The organism is Candidatus Halocynthiibacter alkanivorans, from assembly GCF_003333265.1.
GTDB lineage: Bacteria > Pseudomonadota > Alphaproteobacteria > Rhodobacterales > Rhodobacteraceae > Halocyntiibacter_A > Halocyntiibacter_A alkanivorans.
In genome coordinates this window covers 14252-30274 of record NZ_QOLB01000076.1, presented here as the reverse complement: position 1 = coordinate 30274, position 16023 = coordinate 14252, and the positions used below count along the sequence as shown (strand labels likewise).

General features: G+C 57.9%; 14 protein-coding genes. 1 reads left to right on the top strand and 13 read right to left on the bottom strand.

The window, feature by feature from the left end; translation table 11 throughout:
- Window positions 1-166: transposase (locus DWA01_RS08000; RefSeq protein ID WP_136057665.1), on the bottom strand; the 166-nt coding region annotated here is incomplete at its 3' end.
- A gap of 44 nt (window positions 167-210) precedes the next feature.
- Window positions 211-576 (bottom strand): helicase HerA domain-containing protein, encoded by a 366-nt coding sequence (locus DWA01_RS22925; RefSeq protein ID WP_136057692.1) that lies wholly within the window; start codon window positions 574-576, stop codon window positions 211-213.
- Between DWA01_RS22925 and DWA01_RS22920 the strand changes: the two genes are divergently transcribed.
- A complete protein-coding gene (locus DWA01_RS22920; protein WP_136057691.1) occupies window positions 547-1095 on the top strand; it encodes a hypothetical protein in 549 nt (182 codons plus the stop codon). The genes DWA01_RS22925 and DWA01_RS22920 overlap by 30 nt on opposite strands.
- A gap of 253 nt (window positions 1096-1348) precedes the next feature.
- Here the strand turns inward: DWA01_RS22920 and DWA01_RS07990 are convergent, their stop codons facing one another.
- From DWA01_RS07990 to DWA01_RS07940, 11 genes are all read right to left on the bottom strand, one after another.
- Complete coding sequence (locus DWA01_RS07990; protein WP_114285320.1) at window positions 1349-3469, bottom strand: TRAP transporter permease; 2121 nt, start codon at window positions 3467-3469, stop codon at window positions 1349-1351.
- Window positions 3470-3530: 61 nt separating this feature from the next.
- A complete protein-coding gene (locus tag DWA01_RS07985; protein ID WP_114285319.1) occupies window positions 3531-4541 on the bottom strand; it encodes a TAXI family TRAP transporter solute-binding subunit in 1011 nt (336 codons plus the stop codon).
- A gap of 125 nt (window positions 4542-4666) precedes the next feature.
- Complete coding sequence (locus DWA01_RS07980) at window positions 4667-6010, bottom strand: sigma-54-dependent transcriptional regulator (protein ID WP_114285318.1); 1344 nt, start codon at window positions 6008-6010, stop codon at window positions 4667-4669.
- Window positions 6007-7710: a sensor histidine kinase gene (locus DWA01_RS07975; RefSeq protein ID WP_114285317.1), complete on the bottom strand. Its 1704-nt coding sequence runs from the start codon at window positions 7708-7710 to the stop codon at window positions 6007-6009. The genes DWA01_RS07980 and DWA01_RS07975 overlap by 4 nt, the downstream gene beginning before the upstream one ends.
- A gap of 311 nt (window positions 7711-8021) precedes the next feature.
- Window positions 8022-9467, bottom strand: coding sequence for an NAD(P)H-dependent flavin oxidoreductase (locus DWA01_RS07970; protein WP_114285316.1), 1446 nt, complete (start codon window positions 9465-9467; stop codon window positions 8022-8024).
- Between the two features lie 278 nt (window positions 9468-9745).
- Window positions 9746-10666 (bottom strand): polysaccharide deacetylase family protein, encoded by a 921-nt coding sequence (locus tag DWA01_RS07965; RefSeq protein ID WP_114285315.1) that lies wholly within the window; start codon window positions 10664-10666, stop codon window positions 9746-9748.
- 77 nt (window positions 10667-10743) lie between these two features.
- Window positions 10744-12207 (bottom strand): amidohydrolase family protein, encoded by a 1464-nt coding sequence (locus DWA01_RS07960; protein ID WP_114285314.1) that lies wholly within the window; start codon window positions 12205-12207, stop codon window positions 10744-10746.
- The gene (gene ctlX / locus DWA01_RS07955; protein WP_114285323.1) at window positions 12207-13172 is read right to left on the bottom strand and encodes a citrulline utilization hydrolase CtlX; all 966 of its coding nucleotides are present in this window, start codon (window positions 13170-13172) and stop codon (window positions 12207-12209) included. The genes DWA01_RS07960 and ctlX overlap by 1 nt, the downstream gene beginning before the upstream one ends.
- A 123-nt stretch (window positions 13173-13295) precedes the next feature.
- Window positions 13296-14120, bottom strand: coding sequence for an amino acid ABC transporter ATP-binding protein (locus DWA01_RS07950; RefSeq protein ID WP_114285322.1), 825 nt, complete (start codon window positions 14118-14120; stop codon window positions 13296-13298).
- Window positions 14121-14124: 4 nt separating this feature from the next.
- Window positions 14125-15090 (bottom strand): amino acid ABC transporter permease, encoded by a 966-nt coding sequence (locus DWA01_RS07945; protein WP_114285313.1) that lies wholly within the window; start codon window positions 15088-15090, stop codon window positions 14125-14127.
- Between the two features lie 59 nt (window positions 15091-15149).
- Window positions 15150-15983 (bottom strand): transporter substrate-binding domain-containing protein, encoded by an 834-nt coding sequence (locus DWA01_RS07940; RefSeq protein ID WP_114285312.1) that lies wholly within the window; start codon window positions 15981-15983, stop codon window positions 15150-15152.
- Between the last annotated feature and the right edge of the window lie 40 nt (window positions 15984-16023).

The following is a 16023-nucleotide window of genomic DNA, read 5'->3' as shown; positions in this document are numbered from 1 at the left end:
CATGTGGGCCAGACATCAGGTCGTCGTTCTGGTGTTGTTGAACCCACTTGTTCAGGGTCGAAACGCCACCCCCCAAATCCGACGCAATCCGGGGTCGCGTCAGGCCGCTGGTCGTTGCAATGCGAACCGCGTCACGCTGGAATTCTTCGCTGTATCTTGGTGCCATTTCTTGTCTCCTTCATTGCGAATATCGCTCGAAAGAGACCGGAACTAAATCGGGACAAGACCACCGTAGTTTTGCAACCGGTCTTGTCCGACTGAGAACAGATTGAGACTGACCGGGAAAGCAATGTCTTCGGGATCGATCAGCACAATCTTTTCTGGCGGCAGGACCGTGGCTTTGAGGATCGTATTAATCAGATCACCCTGGCTGTCGATCACCACAACAGACTTGTCGCCACGCGCCACCTCTTCGAGATCCCTGGCAATGAAGTATTGCAGCGTCTGGGTTTTACCGTGACCTGAGCCGGCAACAATATGCATATGCTCAAAGCGCGACTCCTCGGGGATTTCAAACGGCGTGCGCAGATGAAAGAGGTCTTTCAGATGCGTACCAGCCAGATAGGTGTCGACCACATCATCGCCCTTGTAGTCTCTGGGGAAGATTGGTTGCGTGCGATGTGTCCGGCTGAGATTGGCATCAATCCGTTCTCTGAGGCGCTTGAAATGGTTGTAGTCGTTGTCAGCAAAGAACGGCGCGATGACATTCTGCACGGCCTCCCCCAAGGGGTGCACAAACTGCGTTACGTCGACCAGAACATCGCCCTCAATCGGTGGCACCGCCCGGGCAATGATGGCGAGACTGTCCGTACATTGATCAAAATGCCCGGGACCGGAGCAATAACATTGAAATTAGAGGGGCCCGCAACGGCCGCAACAAATTCAGCCACCCTGGCTGTGTGTTTCCCCCAGACTGAGATCCTGTTGAAACCTAAGTTCACCATGCGCATTACTTCTTTGTATTTATTAACAAGAAGAAATTTGGTTGGATCTGGGTGTGCAAAAACGATTTTGGAACATTATTACTCACTTCCGAAGATAATTAGCAGTGGCTTCAAAGGGCCGGACTTTGAGACTTTCTCTGATTTGACATGAGAGCGGAGGCCCAGGTCTGACTCATCTGGCGCAGCAGTAATGCAAAATTGTTACATAACATCGATTATGGGTATAATTACTCCCATCACTGCTTGGGCCATGACATAAACAACTGCGGGCTGATGTGTCTGCCCGCGGGCCTCCCGGTGGACTGTCGTTTCGACGCCGGCCCTGTCATATTGAATAACGCCTTCCAAAGGTCTGCGGCCAGAAAACCTGTTTCCGGATTGCTGTCCATCAAACTAGCAGGGTCTTACCCTTGCAGCCCTTCAGGTTTCTGTGGCTGTTGTGTGCCATAGTTCAGCACGTTCAGAACCAGCAGAGCCACGACAGTAATTACACCGGCGATCTGGATGCGGATGTCGGACGGCCAGAGGCAAGCCGCGCCACCGCTAAAAGCGAGCATGCGCAGGGTCCAGCCAAACGGCCGCTCCATACAGCCCTGAAACGCGGCGGCGATGCCGTAAATGCCAACAACTGCAAAGCCGAAGACCGACAGCATCGCACCCCAGTCCCCCGACAGCAGCGGCGTATAGGCGAACAGAACCGGCACGATATAGAGCCCTTTTGCCAGTTTCCAGCTGGTGACCGCCGTGGCCATGGCGGGGGCTTTGGCAATGGCCGCAGCGGTGAAGGATGCCAGCGCGACGGGTGGCGTGACATTGCTGTCCTGGCTCAGCCAGAATATGATCATATGGGCCGACAGCAAGGCGGCCAGGGTGATCTCTGGTGGCACCATCAGATCGCGCAGCGGTGCGGCGATCTCAAGCGGCAGATTGCCAATCAGATCGCTGGCCTGGGCCGCGCTCATCGGGCCCAGCAGAAGCTCCATCGCTTCGGGCACTCCCAGCATCAGGATCGCCCTTGCGGAATCCGTCAGGCTGCCGTCCACCAGCGCCTCAATCACAAAACGGTCGGCAATCATGCCGGCAAGCGCCGGTGCGGACAGGGTGGCCAGCACGATATAAGACGCGGTTACCGGCAGGCCCATGCCCAGGATCAGGCTGGCCAGTGCCACCAGAACCAGCGCAATCAGGATATTACCGCCGGACCAGCTGGCGATCATCAGGCTGAAGGTGTTGCCGATACCGGCTGTGGTGATCACATTCACCACCAGGCCAACGGCGCTGAGCAGCACGGCTGTCAGCACCATGTTTTTGGTCCCCAACGCCAGCGCTTCAACCACGGCGCGCGGGCCCATAGGATTCTGTGTCAGCCAGCTGGAGGCGATCACCGCCACGATGCCGATCACAGCGGCATAGGTGGGGGTGAACCCGGCGACCAGCAAGCCGATCAGCAGGCCGATGGGCAGCACAAAACTGGCGCCGCCCTTGCGAAATGCCTGGCCCAGGGTCTGGCCGTTGGCGGCCATTGGCTGCAGGCTCAGCCGCTTGGCCTCAATGCGCACAAAAAACGCAACAGAGAGGAAATAGAGCAGTGCCGGCAGCGCTGCGACGGCGACGATGGTCTCATAGGGGATCTGGGTAAAGCTGGCCATGACAAAGGCCCCGGCGCCCATGATCGGCGGCATGATCTGGCCACCGGTGGAGGACGCAGCCTCAACGCCGGCGGCGAATTTCGACGGGAAGCCAGCCTTTTTCATCAGCGGGATGGTGATCACGCCAGTGGAGGCTGTGTTGGCCACGGCGGAGCCCGAAATCGTCCCGGTCAAACCGGAAGCAATCACCGCCACCAGACCAGGTCCGCCGACCAGCTTGCCGGCCACAGCGCGGGCCAGATCGATGATGAAATCGCCGGCCCCGGAACGGAGCAGGAAAGCGCCAAAGATGATGAAGAGAAAGACGTAGGTCGAAGAAATGCGGGCAATGGTGCCAAACATCGCATCGTCGCCGTAGATCGAGCGAAACGCGACGGATTCCCAGCTGAGACCGGGAAAAGAGAAAATACCGCCCACATACTGGCCCCAAAAGCCGACATAGCTCAACGACAGGATGATCAGCGCCGGGATCACCCAGCCGGTCAGACGCCGGGTCAGCTCAATGGCGCCAAGAATGGCGATGCCGGTTGCGACCCAGTCAAGTGGTGAAAGTTTGACACCACGCGCGTAAATCGCGTTTTCGGCGAATGTCAGGTAGATCGCAGAGATGGCAACCAGGGTGCCGAACGTCAGGTCCAGCATCAGCAGGGTTCTTGATTTGCCCTTTGTGGAGAAAAACGGGTAGTAAAACGCCGCCAGGAAAGCAAAGCCGGCGAAATGGAAAGCGTTGCGCTGAAATTCCGAAACCACCGGAAACAGAGCGTTATAAAGATGTGCAAAAGCAAACAGGGCTGAAAATGCCATCAGTGCCGTGGCTGCCTTGCCTCTGGCCATTCGTGCAGAGGTTTCTTCCGGCTGTTGGCTGGCGTCGGTCATCTTCATCTCCCCATAAAATAACCTGACCCGGGACGTCCCGGATCAGGCGTGCTGAAAGTGATCAGTTGGCGATCAGGCTTTCAGGGATATCGATGCCGATTTCAGCATAATAGCGCGCGGCACCGGGGTGCAGCGGCAGCGGCAGACCAGCGATGGCGCGTTCAATCATCATCGCTTTGGTTGCCGGGTGGATTGCCTGCAGGAACGCCAGGTTTTCATAGATGGTTTTGGTGATCAGGTAGACGTTTTCTTCCGATACATCTGCGCTGGTGGCCAGGAAGTTTGGCTGCGCGATGGTGTTGATATCGGCGTCCTGACCAGGATAGGTGCCCGCTTCGATGGTGAACGGTGTCCAGAGACCCCGGCCGCCATCAGCAGCTTGAATCTGAGCGTCGGTAAAGTTCAGCATGGTCACGCTGTCACCTGCGGAGGCAAAAAGCTGGCTGATCGCACCGGTGGGCACACCTGCGGGGATGCCGACACCTTCGACCTGACCGTTTTGCAACGCTTCAGCCGAGGGGCCATAACCACCGTAAACCAGGGAATAGTCGCTGGAGATATCCACACCCAGACCGGCCAGCAGCGCGGCGTTTGAGCCAATGGTGCCGGAGTTCTGTTTGCCCATCGCCATGTTTTCGCCGGTCAGAGCGACCATGTCAGACATGGTGCCGGTCTTGGCAACATCGGAGTCGACCACGAACTGTTCCACATTCTGCCACAGCATGGTGACGGAGCGCAGGTTTTCCTGTGGCCCGACTTCCGCAAGCGGCCCGGTGCCGGTGGCAGCATAATAGCCGTACAGGCCCTGCATAATGCCAAACTGGGCTTCGCCCTCACGCAGCAGGCGCACGTTCTCGCCGGAGCCGGCAGAGCTGATGGCGGCCATGCCGATTTTTTGTTTTGGTTGCAGTTTCACCTTCACCAGAGTGGCGAGCGCCACACCGACGGGATAATAGGTGCCGCCGGTGGAGGCGGTTGCAAGAATGTAATTGGCTTCTTCGGCCTGAGCCGGGGCAGCAACGGACAATGACATGGCGATGACTGAAGCAGCCGCCGTTTTGAAAATCTTCATAGTTTCCTCCCAAAAAAACCGGCCTTGTAATCAGGCCAATTGCCAGAATGGTAAATCAGGAGATAAATTCCACCTATGAAAAAAACCGCATATGCAGCGGCAACAGCTCTGCGAAGATCCGCGCGTCAGTCTTCCAGCAAAACATCTTTGGCGATACCCAGTTTGACAATTTTGTCATTCAGCGTGCGCCGGCCGATGCCAAGTGCTTCGGCAACGGATTCCATCCGGCCGCCATGGGTCTTGATGGATTTGGAAATAAGTGTGCGTTCAAAGGCAGCGATGGCTTCGCGCAGCGTTTCAGGGATATCCTGGTCGCCCTCTTCTATGCGCAGCGCCGCCGCAACCGAGCCGCCACCACGCCGCGCTGCCAGCACCCGGCGTTCGGCCACGTGACGCAATTCCCGAACGTTGCCCGGCCAGTCATAAGACAGCAGTGTCGCAGCGTCTCCGGCAGTCAGTTCCGGCGGCTGCACCTCATAGGTTTCTGCCACCTGGGTGACAAAATGCTGAAAAATCATGATCACATCTTCGCCACGCGTCCGAAGCGCCGGCAGTTCGATCTGAAACGTGTTCAGCCGATAGAGAAAATCGGCACGAAAGCGGCCCTCTCTGGCTTTGGCTTCGAGGTTTTCATTGGAGGCCGCAATCACCCGCACATCAGTTCTGATCACCTCGTCTGAGCCGGCCGGGGTAATTTCGCCGGTTTCCAGTGCACGCAACAGCTTGGCCTGGGCTTCAAGCGGGAAAGCTCCGGCCTCGTCAAGAAAGATGGTGCCGCCTTCAGCTTTGCGGAAAAACCCCTGTGGCCCGTCCACCGCGCCGAACATCTGCAGCTCCATGGTTTCGGGCGGCATATTGGCACAGTTAACCGGCATAAACGGCTGATCACTGCGCGGACTCATCGCGTGCAGCGCGCGGGCGATCAGCTCCTTGCCGGTACCGGTTTCGCCTTGAATGAGCACGGTGCTTTTGGTGTCGGCAATTTCAAAAACATCGTTGCGCAGGGCGGTCATACTGTCGCTTGCGCCCAGCAACACCCGGTCAATGCCGGAGAGTTCCGACAGTTGGGCGCGCAGACGTTTGGTAGTGGACAATAGTCGGTGGTTTTCGGCTGCATGGCGCAGAACCCGCAGCAACTGACGCGGATCAAAGGGTTTTTCCAGGAAGGAATAGGCCCCGTCCTGCATCGCCTGCACCGCCATAGAAATATCGCCATGTGCCGAAATCAGCACCAGCGGCGGCGCGGTACCTTTGTCCAACGCGGCCAGAAATTCCAGCCCGGACATGCCCGGCATCCGCACATCTGACAGGATCACATCCGGTTCCAGGTCTTTAAGCCGCGACAATGCAGAGCGGGCATCGGCGAACACGTCGACTTCCCAGCCCGACCGCGTCAACAGGTGCTCCAGCGACTGGCGCAATTCGCGGTCATCATCGGCAACGACGATTTTGAAACTCGTTTTGCTCATTGGTGTTCCTCCGAAAGCGGCAGCCACAGGGTGAACTCTGCGCCACTGTGCCGTGCGTCCTGCGCTTCTATAGTCCCGTTCATATCTTTGGCAATCTGCGCCGAAATGGCCAGCCCAAGCCCCATGCCGACGCCGGATGATTTTGTAGTCATGAACGGCTCTTGCAGATTGTCCATGCTGCGACCTTCCAGCCCGGTGCCGGTATCGGTGACACGCACAAAGGCGCGCCTGTCGCTGCAATCCACTTCAACCGTGATCTGGCGCAGCGCCTGCCCGGACACCGCGTCAATCGCGTTGCGCAGCAGATTTACCAGAACCTGTTCAATGCGTTGCTGATTGCCCGCCACATGTACCGCGCCCTGCGCATAGTGCCGGATCAGGGTCACGTTAGTTGCGCTCATGCCGTGCGCCACCAATTCCGCCGCGGCATCATTGGCACGGCGGAGATCAAAGACACGGCTGTCTTCAACGCCGGGAGTGGCAAAAAAACGCAGCTGGTTGTTGATATTCTGCATCCGGTCGACCAGTCCGGAGAGCTGAGGGTTCAGGCTGTTGGGCGGCGCGTCGGTGGCGATTTCTTCGGCGGTCAGATAGTTGCGCATCGCTGAAATCGGCTGGCCCAGCTCATGGGTGATTGAGGCGGACAACTGCCCCAGCGCCGCCAGCCGGCTGGCCCGTTCCAGGCCGTCCTTGGCGACTTTGAGATCAGATTCTGCGGCCCGGCGCACTTCAATTTCCCGGGTCAGACGCACCCGGTCGGCGTCCGATTTCCACAGCGCCTCGCGCAGACGGGCCGAACGGAAGCCGGTGATTGCGATGATGACGCCAAACAGTGCGGCCAGAACGCCGGCAATCACCAGTCCCGCGCGCAGTCGGATGCCAGTCAGGTCAGACAGCAGATAAACCGTCCAGTCCTGCTGCTTAATCTGCGCCTCAGCGAGCAGGTATTCTGCCCCGTCGAGCGTGACACGTCCGTTGCCGCCCACCTGCCAGTCGAGCGGCAGCAGCGGCTGATCACCAAATTGTTGTGCCTTTTCCAAACTTTGTCGGGCCGGATCGGTCAGCGGCTGCAGGGTACGAAACTGATCAACGTTGTCAGAGGCCAGCAGGACCACCGTGTCCGGGTTGCTCACCAGAATGCGTTCGCCTGAATTCTGCCAGGCCCGGCTCAGCGAATCCAGGCCGGTTTTAACGACGATCACCCCGATGATGCCTCCGGCGTTGTCCCGCACCGGTGCCGATACAAAATATCCCGGTTCACCGGTGGTGGCGCCGATGGCAAAAAACTGTCCGGTTCCGCCAAGAACGGCGTCTCTGAAATAGGGTCGGAACATGTAGCTGTTGCCGATAAAACTGTCCGCTGTGCCGAAATTCGACGCGGCAATGGTGTTTCCGGTCAGATCCATCAGGAAAATATGGTCGGCATCCGCACTTAGTGCGAATTCCCGGAGCCGTGGGCTCAGTGCCGATCCATTGCCATTTTGCAGCGCTTCCACCACCGCCTCATTCTGCGAAATCACAAAGGGCAGATGCCAAAGGCGGCGCAACGCATCATCAATTGTGCTGGCAAAAAAAGCCGCCCTGTTTTCCGTTTGCCAGACCTCCTGACGCGAAAAATATTGAACAAGCGCGACGTAGAAGCCAGCAGAGACCACAACAATAACCGCCAGCCTTTGCAGTAATTTCGAATAATGTTTCATTCTGTCGGGGCCGGTTTTAACATGCTGACACTCTATCCCTTACACTCTGCCCGCCCGTCTTCCCCGGCGGATTTCAACAGACTGAACTGTATTCGCCGCGAACACGGGCACCACCGAAACCAGGTGTTTCAGCTCCGACACTTTCGCCTGTAGCACTGGTGCCCGGGATTTGAAAAGGACAAACTCCCAGCAGGCGCGCCGCCCGCCACCGTCTGCACGAAGCGCGGCGAAGGCCCGGGCGCAGAGGTTTCAGGGCAGCGTGCAGGGCGCGCATGAAACACCCTGGAGTTGTCGTTTGTCGCGGACCAGCGTCAGTTGCCGGTCGCCAGCCGCGCCACAAACTGTTTCACCGTTGGAATGAAGATATCGCCATCGGCGCCGCGGTAAAACGGGTCGCTTCCCGCCTGAAACGCCTTGTGGCCGGTGAAGATAAGCTGTTGCTGCAAATCCTCGCCCTGAATGGCGCCGACCAGGCTTTTTCGGATGCAATAGGCACGTGGATCCGGCCGTTTGCCGGTAACAAATCTTTTGTCAGCGTCCTGGCTCCAGGCACTTAAAGCGCACGTCGCCAGACAGCCCACACAGTCACTGCGATGTTCGCGGATTTCGCGCGCCCGCTCGGGGGTAACAAAGATCAGCGTGTCGTCCGGCGTACGCAGGGGGGTGTTAAACCCGGCCGCAATCCAGCGGGCAACGCTGGCGCTGTCGGCCTCAGCGACGTGAAAACCATTGCCTGGCACCGCCGAGCCCTGCACCTGGCAGGGCATTGCCTCGCTGGCTTTGGTCGCAAAGGGCACCTGACGCTGAATGTTGCCATAAAGGTTTTCGATCATCGCATTTTTATAGGCCGAAGAATGGAACCCGGTCGGGCTGAATTTATTCAGTGCGATGTCGCCCTCTTTCATCGACAGGATCAGCGCTTTCCAGGCGTCGGATATCGGACACTCCTGTGTTAACAGATCACGACTGCCAAACTGGAAGGCGATGGGGCCGATGTCCGGATCACCCAGCCAGTGTTCAAATTCCCGCAGATACCAGACGCCGCCGGCCATGATGATGGCTACCTGCTGCATGCCGTTTTCATTCATGCAATTGCGCAGGGCCCTGACCCGCTCATAGGGGGATTGCGGACTGTCGGCGTCCTCCCGGCTGGTAATGCCATTGTGGCCACCGGCGAGCCAGGGGTCTTCATAGACCACCGCGCCGATCAGGGTGCTGAACTGCCCGCTCCATTTCTTGAAATTACGTTTCAGCAGCACTTTCAACGCCATAACGCTTGAGATGATCGGGTCCAGATAAACCCCTTCGCGCTGGCAGATCTCGGCTTCTTCTTCGCCAGGCAGACCGGCACCCATGGTCACCGCATGGATCATATTGCCGCCCTCAGGCAGCCTTGTGCCCGCCAGCACCCCCGCCATCGTCCGCAATGTTCCGCCGGCCATTTTCAGGAAATTGACCCGGATCCGGCCTTTGCCTGCCGCCGCCGCATGGGCGATGCCCGCCTGCAGGATGCCGCCCTCGATTGACCAGGCCACCAGTTCCTCGTGACGGTCCTGACGCAGGCGGCCGCTGTGGGGATAAGAGATTTCCACGCCGCGGCTGTCATAACCGATGGCTGCACCCGTGCCGGAAAATGTCCCCAGCGCGTTTTCTGCAGCCCATGCGCCGGCGCTTCTGCCATTGCTGGCGCCGACACCTTTGCCGCCCTGAACAAACGGCAAGACCCAGGCACCATCGATGAAAACGGGATCATTCAAATGTTTCAGAATAGCTCAGCCCTCCTGTGACGCCTGCAGCCTGATGGGGCGCAAGACGCAGCTCTGGGCAAGGTCATAGGGAAGAATTTCAGGGCGTCAACATCATAGCGCGGCAAAAAATAAGGATGCGCCGTTATTCGCCTAACAATTTGAAAGGTATAACTTAAATAGACCTTAGCAAGGTTATCCATCACGCGGCGGAGGCCGCGCCGAGGCCCCTGAAACCAATGCTAAATTTTGGTCCCAGGGGCTGTCGCAGATGATTTTTGCGGGCCATGTTAGCGGCTGGGTCTGGCGATCTGGGGTTCCGGGCCGTCACACAGCGGCAAGTGCTCCACCACTGGCGACCATTCGCCGCGCGCAATCAGCCCGTCGATATGGGCCGAGATCTCGTGTAATGGCGCGAACCACACATCGCCCTTGTCGATCATATATTCGATCAGATTGATCATAGCGTCGGCGCGCGCAAGGCGGCCCGACGCAAACGGATGCCAGACCGAGGTCCAGAAACCACCGTATTTCCAGGCCGCATCAAAATCGGCGCGGTACACCTCAAAGGCGCGTTCCGGTGCCCGGATCGGCATATTGTGTTCCGCGTCGTCCAGATGCACAAACTGCGCCCAGTCGTCCGAGGAAATATCATAGGGCAGCTGTAGCATGCGCTGACCGGAGCGGCCTTGCATCTGATAGGGGATGTCGTGGCCGCCAAGCGAGGAATCATATTTGAAACCGTTCTCCAGCAGCAGATCCAGCGTATGTTCGGAAAACGCGTTGGAAGGCGCGCGGTAGCCCACGGGTGGTTTGCCGGTGACTTTCTCGATCGCCTCAATGCCGCGCAGCAGGATGGTGCGTTCTTCTTCGCGGGAAAACTGGTTGATGCGTTCATGCAGCCAACCGTGGTGGCCGATCTCATGGCCGCCGTTCACCAGGGCGCGGATCACATCGGGGTATTTTTCAACACACCAGCCCGGCACAAAAGCGGTCTGGCGCATGTTGAAATGCTCCCAGATTTTGATGATGCGCGGCATGGCTACCTGGGCACCATAGCGCAGGTTGGCGCCAAAGGAGACGTGGCGTTGTGCATCGTCGGGAAAGAACAGATGCAGCAGGCTTTCGGCGTCAAAGTCAAACGCAAAACAGACCGCACAGCGGGCGCCATTGGGCCAGGGGGGTGGGTTATCAATCAATTGCAGTGTCATAATGTCCTCGTTTCTCAGGCCCTCTGCCGCGACCGCGCCAAAAGCAGCACGGTTCGCAGAGGGCTCAAAATTCCGGTTTAAACCCGGGCTTTGCCAATCTGGTAGACCCGCGGCGTCAGCTCTTCGATTTCGCGCCCGGCCCAGTCGCGCTGAGAAGCGGTTTTCATCGCGTCCCGCTGACCGCGCCGCAGCATTTCGATGTCATCACTGATGTCGAGGGTGAGCACTTCGCCGTCGGCCACTACCTGGACGCCGTTAACATAAACGTCACGGATGGCGCGATCGTTGGCGGAATAAACGATGCTGCGGATCGGGTCGTAATCCGGCTGCATATACCGGTTTTTCATATCAACGATGGAGAAGTCCGCTTTGCAGCCCGCCGCCAGTCGCCCGAGATCAGGACGGCGGATGATGTCGGCGCCCACATGGGTGGCGGCATCAAATGCATAGCTGGTTGGGGCGGCGGTAAAGCTGCCGCCGATGATACGCCCGGCGTAACAGGCCATGCGCAACTCATCGAGCATGTTATGCGGGAAAGTGTCGGTGCCGATACCCACCGGCACGCCCCCATCCACATAGCGGCGCAACGTGTTCATGGCGATGCCACGGCGCGCAAAGACCACCGGACAATGGGCGACCTGCGCACCGCTGTCGGCCAGCAGCTCAAAATCATTGGCATGGGGCCAGTGAATCCAGGGGTGGTCATTGAGAAAAATACCGTGGCCGATCACCGTGTCCGGACCAAGCGCACCCATCCGGTCCAGCCATTCTACCGGGGTGCAGCCATGGCGGCGGGTGATTTCCTGGAACTCCACCACGCTTTGCGCCGCGTGAATCTGGATCGGCTGGCCGCGCTCGCGTGCCGCTTCCAGCGCCCCCATGATGTGGTTTTCAGAACAGGTATCAATCTGCGCCGGGCAGATATATCCGCTGATCAGTGGGCTGGCATGGGCGTTGGCCGCATCCGCCGCCGCCACCGCATCGACCAGCAAGCGGTCGCCACGGCTTTCCACCAGGTCATATTCCACCGAATGGCCATTTTTTGTCTTCCACGGTCCGGCGCGGAACATGCCCCAGAGCGCGGCGCGGATACCGGATTCCTCATAATCGCCGATCCAGTCTTCGCGCGGCGGCGCCAGGTCACAAATGGTGGTAACGCCGCTTTTCAACAGTTCCGACTGTGACACCCGGCAGGCGGGGCGGGCATATTCCGGGCCAATATCAAACACCGGCATGAATTCATAAAGCGAACTTTGACCAAGCTTTGGGCTGCCCAGCTCTTCCATCATGCCCTTCCAGCCAGGCTCATGGCCAGGGTGGCTGTGGATATTGACAAATCCAGGCATCAGCATCACCTCGCGCCCGTCGATTTCGACCTCAGCGCTGCCGGCATATTGCGCGCCGACATAGAGAATTTCGTCACCACAGAATGCCATATCTGCGCCTTGTAGATATTCCTGAGACCCGGTCGCCTCGTTCCAGGCAACAATCCAGTTACAATTGCGGATGACTGTTGTTTTATCGGCTTTAATATTGCTCATCAGGAGGCCTTTTTCGTAGCGGTATTTGCATGCGTCTCAAGTCGGGGCGACAGGTGAATGCCGGCAATCATGCAGCGCACCGATCCCCCGGCGAGCTCAATGGTCGGGATGTCCACGGGCACCAGCGTTACAAACCGCTCCAGCTCGCGGATTTGGTCTGCAGTCAGTGCTTTGAAAGCCCGCCTGGACAGCGCCAGGACGCGCCCGTCGGTGCCCATCAGCTCAATAGCATTGCCGGCAAATTCGCGGATCTGCCTTTCGCTCAGATTGATGGTGACGCGCCCAGAGGCGGTCAGCCGGTCGTGGATTTCAGCGCGCCGTGCCGGGTCGGTGATCATGTCAAAGGCGGCAAGGCAGAACGCATCCCCGATGCACATCAGCACATTGGTGTGGTACACCGCGACGCCATTGCTGTCGGCGGCGTCAAAGACCACGGGCTCAAAGCCGACATGGGTGCAAAACCGTTCCAGCGCCACGTCGCTCATCCGGTCCGATTTCACCGCATAGGCCACCCGTTCCGCGTGATCCAGCACCATGGCACCGGTGCCTTCCAGAAAGACCCCGTCCTGCTCAAGACCGGAATAATCGACGATTGATTGCACGCGGTACTGATCTTTCAACATCTCAAGGATGTCACTGCGCCGCTCTTTGCGCCGGCTGGGCGAGGCCATCGGATAGGTCACCACATGCCCACCGCTGTGGGTGGAAAACCAGTTGTTGGGAAACACAGAATCCGGGCTGTCGTCGTCAATATCATCGAACAGATGAACCCGCACGCCAGCACGTTCCAAAGTGGCGGCCAGATCGGTGCATTCGTCATAAGCGGCTTGCGACACTACGAATGCGGCGCGCATGGGATCCGTGGCCTGAAACGCATTGTCACGCGCGGTGGCCGGGTTTGGGGCAAACCGGTGCGGCCGGATCATTATCACGGCCCGGGGTGCCTGTACTGAAAAAACGGTCATATCCATGCCTCCTGAGGCTGGCCTGTGCCTGCTGGCAAGCAGGCAATAAGTATCTGCTCGCGCCCGGTAATCCGGGCACGGCGTTGTTTTCTCAACCACAGATTTGGCATTTCAGACGGCTGTTTACGGCGCGGCTGTAGCGGGTTGTACCTGCTGGACAACGGCTGGGGCCTGCGGATGACCGTGTACGATCTGACCGAGGAACTTGCGGGTGCGTTCCTCCTGCGGATTGTCGAAAAAAGCTTCTGGCGTGTTCTGTTCAACAATCTCGCCCCGGTCCATAAAGATGACCCGGTCCGCTACATCGCGGGCAAAGTCCATCTCATGGGTGACGCAGATCATTGTCATACCTTCGCGCGCCAGATCCACCATCGTCTCCAGAACTTCCGAAACCATTTCCGGGTCCAGTGCAGAGGTGGGTTCGTCAAACAGCATGATTTTCGGCTTCATGCAAAGCGCCCGCGCAATGGCGACACGTTGTTTTTGTCCGCCCGACAACTGTCCCGGATATTTGTCTGCCTGTTCGGGGATTTTCACCCGATGCAGATATGTCATCGCGGTCTCTCTGGCCTCGGCTGGCTTGACCCCATCGGCAAATACTGGCGCGGCAGTCAAATTTTCCAGCACCGTCATATGCGGGAACAGGTTGAAATCCTGGAACACCATGCCGATGTTTTTACGCACGTCCGCGATGTTTTTCATCCGCTCATGCAGCCGGGCGCCATCAATGGTGATGGTGCCTTGCTGATGTGCTTCCAACCGGTTCAGACAGCGGATGAAGGTGGATTTCCCCGAGCCTGACGGGCCGCAGATCACGATGCGTTCGCCAAGTTTCACATTCAGCGAGACATTGGTTAGCGCGGCAAAATCGCCATACCATTTGCTGATTTTATCGACCTTGATGATGGTCTCGCCTCTGTCAGAAGCGGCACCTGCGACAGCGGGCATGGCGTTATCTTCCGGCATGTTTAAACGCCTTTTCAATTTTGGATTGGATCATTTCGAGGATAATCGTCAGCAGCCAGTAGATCATGGAGACCGTGATCAGCATTTCCATATGCTGGAAGGTCTGATTGCCAAGCGAACGCGCCAGGTACATCAGTTCCCACACCCCGATCACTGAGATCAGCGAGCTGTCTTTCAGCATGGCGATAAACTGATTTCCGATCGCCGGGATCACCAGTGGGATGGCCTGGGGCAGGATGATACGACGCATCATCACCCCCGGGGTGAACCCAATGGCGCGGCCGGCTTCCCACTGGCCTTTGGGGATGGCTTCAATGCCGGCGCGGAAAATCTCAGTCATATAGGCGCCGTAACACAGCGCAAGCGCCGCAATACCGGCCGGGATGGCTTCGACTACATAGCCCAGTTGCGGCAGACCAATATAGATCAGGTAGACCTGCATCAGCAGCGGCAAACCGCGAAACAGCGAGGTATAGAAATTGGCAATGCCGTTGGCCATGCCATTGTCCGACAGTTTGGCCAGTGCTGCGATCAGCGCGATGACACAGGCGAGGCCAATGGAAATGGCCGAGATATAGAGCGTCGTCCACAGGCCCTGGGAAACCAGAAACCAGAGTTTGGAGCGGATAAATTCTATCGACAGGTCAAACATATAGAAGAACCCGCCCAGCACCAGGGTCATGATGGCCCAGCTGATCAGCACCTGCGTTTTTTTGTTAAAGAGGCTGGTTATAACCGCCACGCCCACCAGTATGGCGCTGATCAGGACGGAGGCCAGAAGCCGTGCCGGCGCGCTGGGTCCGCCGTCTTCTTCCGCGATTCCGAAAGCTTCCATCAATGACAAACCCATCGGGTCCAGGTAATAAGTCAGCGCGGTCACCGCGCTCAGCAGCAGCAGCACAAACCTGTAATTGTGAAGCCAGCGGTCCTGGATTATCGTGTCGGCGTACATGTGTTTCCCCTGAGTTCAAGGGCCCCGCCAAATCAACGGCGAGGCCCGAAGTATTTTGATCAGAACGATGTATAATCGACGCCGAACCACTTGTTCGACAGGCTGGTCAACGTGCCGTCAGCGCGCATACTTTCGATGATCTCGACGATTTTTGCGTTCAGCTCGGCATCGCCCTTTTCAGTGGCAATGGCCAGCGGCTCATAGAACACCGGGTCACCAACAACACGGAACGGATAGCCCGAATTGATCGCATCCATAATGCCAGGCATCGCATAGAGCATACCGTCCAGACGCACTCCAGCACCAAGACGCAGATCATCCATCAGCGCGGTGGACAGACTCATGGTTTTGATCTTGCCGGCCTGAACCTCATAGGTGAAATCCGGCACACCGCCGGCGTCCAGAACCAGGTCGCCCCTCATATAGCTTTCATAAGAGGTGGCGGTCGGAACGCCGATCATCTTGCCGTTCAGTTCTTCTTTGCTCTGAATCTCGGAATCTTCATGCACAAAAAAAGCCGCTGGTGTGTAGTAATACACCGCCGGGAAATCCAGCTTTTTGGCGCGGGCTTCTGTCGGGGTCATAGAGCCTACAGAAATGTCCCAACGGCCATTCCAGTTGCCCGCAGTGATCACGGCCCATTCCGGGGTGACGATCTTAAGTTCAACGCCCATACGACGGGCGACTTCTTTGCCAACTTCGACGTCAAACCCGTCCATCACGTTGTCTTGATTCAGGAACGAGATCGGCGGCAGAGCCGAATCTGTGGCCATGGTCAGCTTGCCGTCGCGCATGATTTTATCAAGCACTTCTCCGGCCTGAGACGCCAGCGGCGCCAGCAGCGCGCCGGTCAGCACCAGCGCGGTCGAGACTTTATTAATCAATCCATTCATTGTGGGGTCCTCACCTGTTGATTTTACGGTCAATCATAAT

Coding starts and splice junctions, on each gene's coding strand:
- DWA01_RS22920 (WP_136057691.1), top strand. CDS start 547: ATGCGTACCAGCCAGATAGGTGTCGACCACATCATCGCCCTTGTAGTC.
- DWA01_RS07990 (WP_114285320.1), bottom strand. CDS start 3,469: ATGACCGACGCCAGCCAACAGCCGGAAGAAACCTCTGCACGAATGGCC.
- DWA01_RS07985 (WP_114285319.1), bottom strand. CDS start 4,541: ATGAAGATTTTCAAAACGGCGGCTGCTTCAGTCATCGCCATGTCATTG.
- DWA01_RS07980 (WP_114285318.1), bottom strand. CDS start 6,010: ATGAGCAAAACGAGTTTCAAAATCGTCGTTGCCGATGATGACCGCGAA.
- DWA01_RS07975 (WP_114285317.1), bottom strand. CDS start 7,710: ATGAAACATTATTCGAAATTACTGCAAAGGCTGGCGGTTATTGTTGTG.
- DWA01_RS07965 (WP_114285315.1), bottom strand. CDS start 10,666: ATGACACTGCAATTGATTGATAACCCACCCCCCTGGCCCAATGGCGCC.
- DWA01_RS07960 (WP_114285314.1), bottom strand. CDS start 12,207: ATGAGCAATATTAAAGCCGATAAAACAACAGTCATCCGCAATTGTAAC.
- ctlX (WP_114285323.1), bottom strand. CDS start 13,172: ATGACCGTTTTTTCAGTACAGGCACCCCGGGCCGTGATAATGATCCGG.
- DWA01_RS07950 (WP_114285322.1), bottom strand. CDS start 14,120: ATGCCCGCTGTCGCAGGTGCCGCTTCTGACAGAGGCGAGACCATCATC.
- DWA01_RS07945 (WP_114285313.1), bottom strand. CDS start 15,090: ATGTACGCCGACACGATAATCCAGGACCGCTGGCTTCACAATTACAGG.
- DWA01_RS07940 (WP_114285312.1), bottom strand. CDS start 15,983: ATGAATGGATTGATTAATAAAGTCTCGACCGCGCTGGTGCTGACCGGC.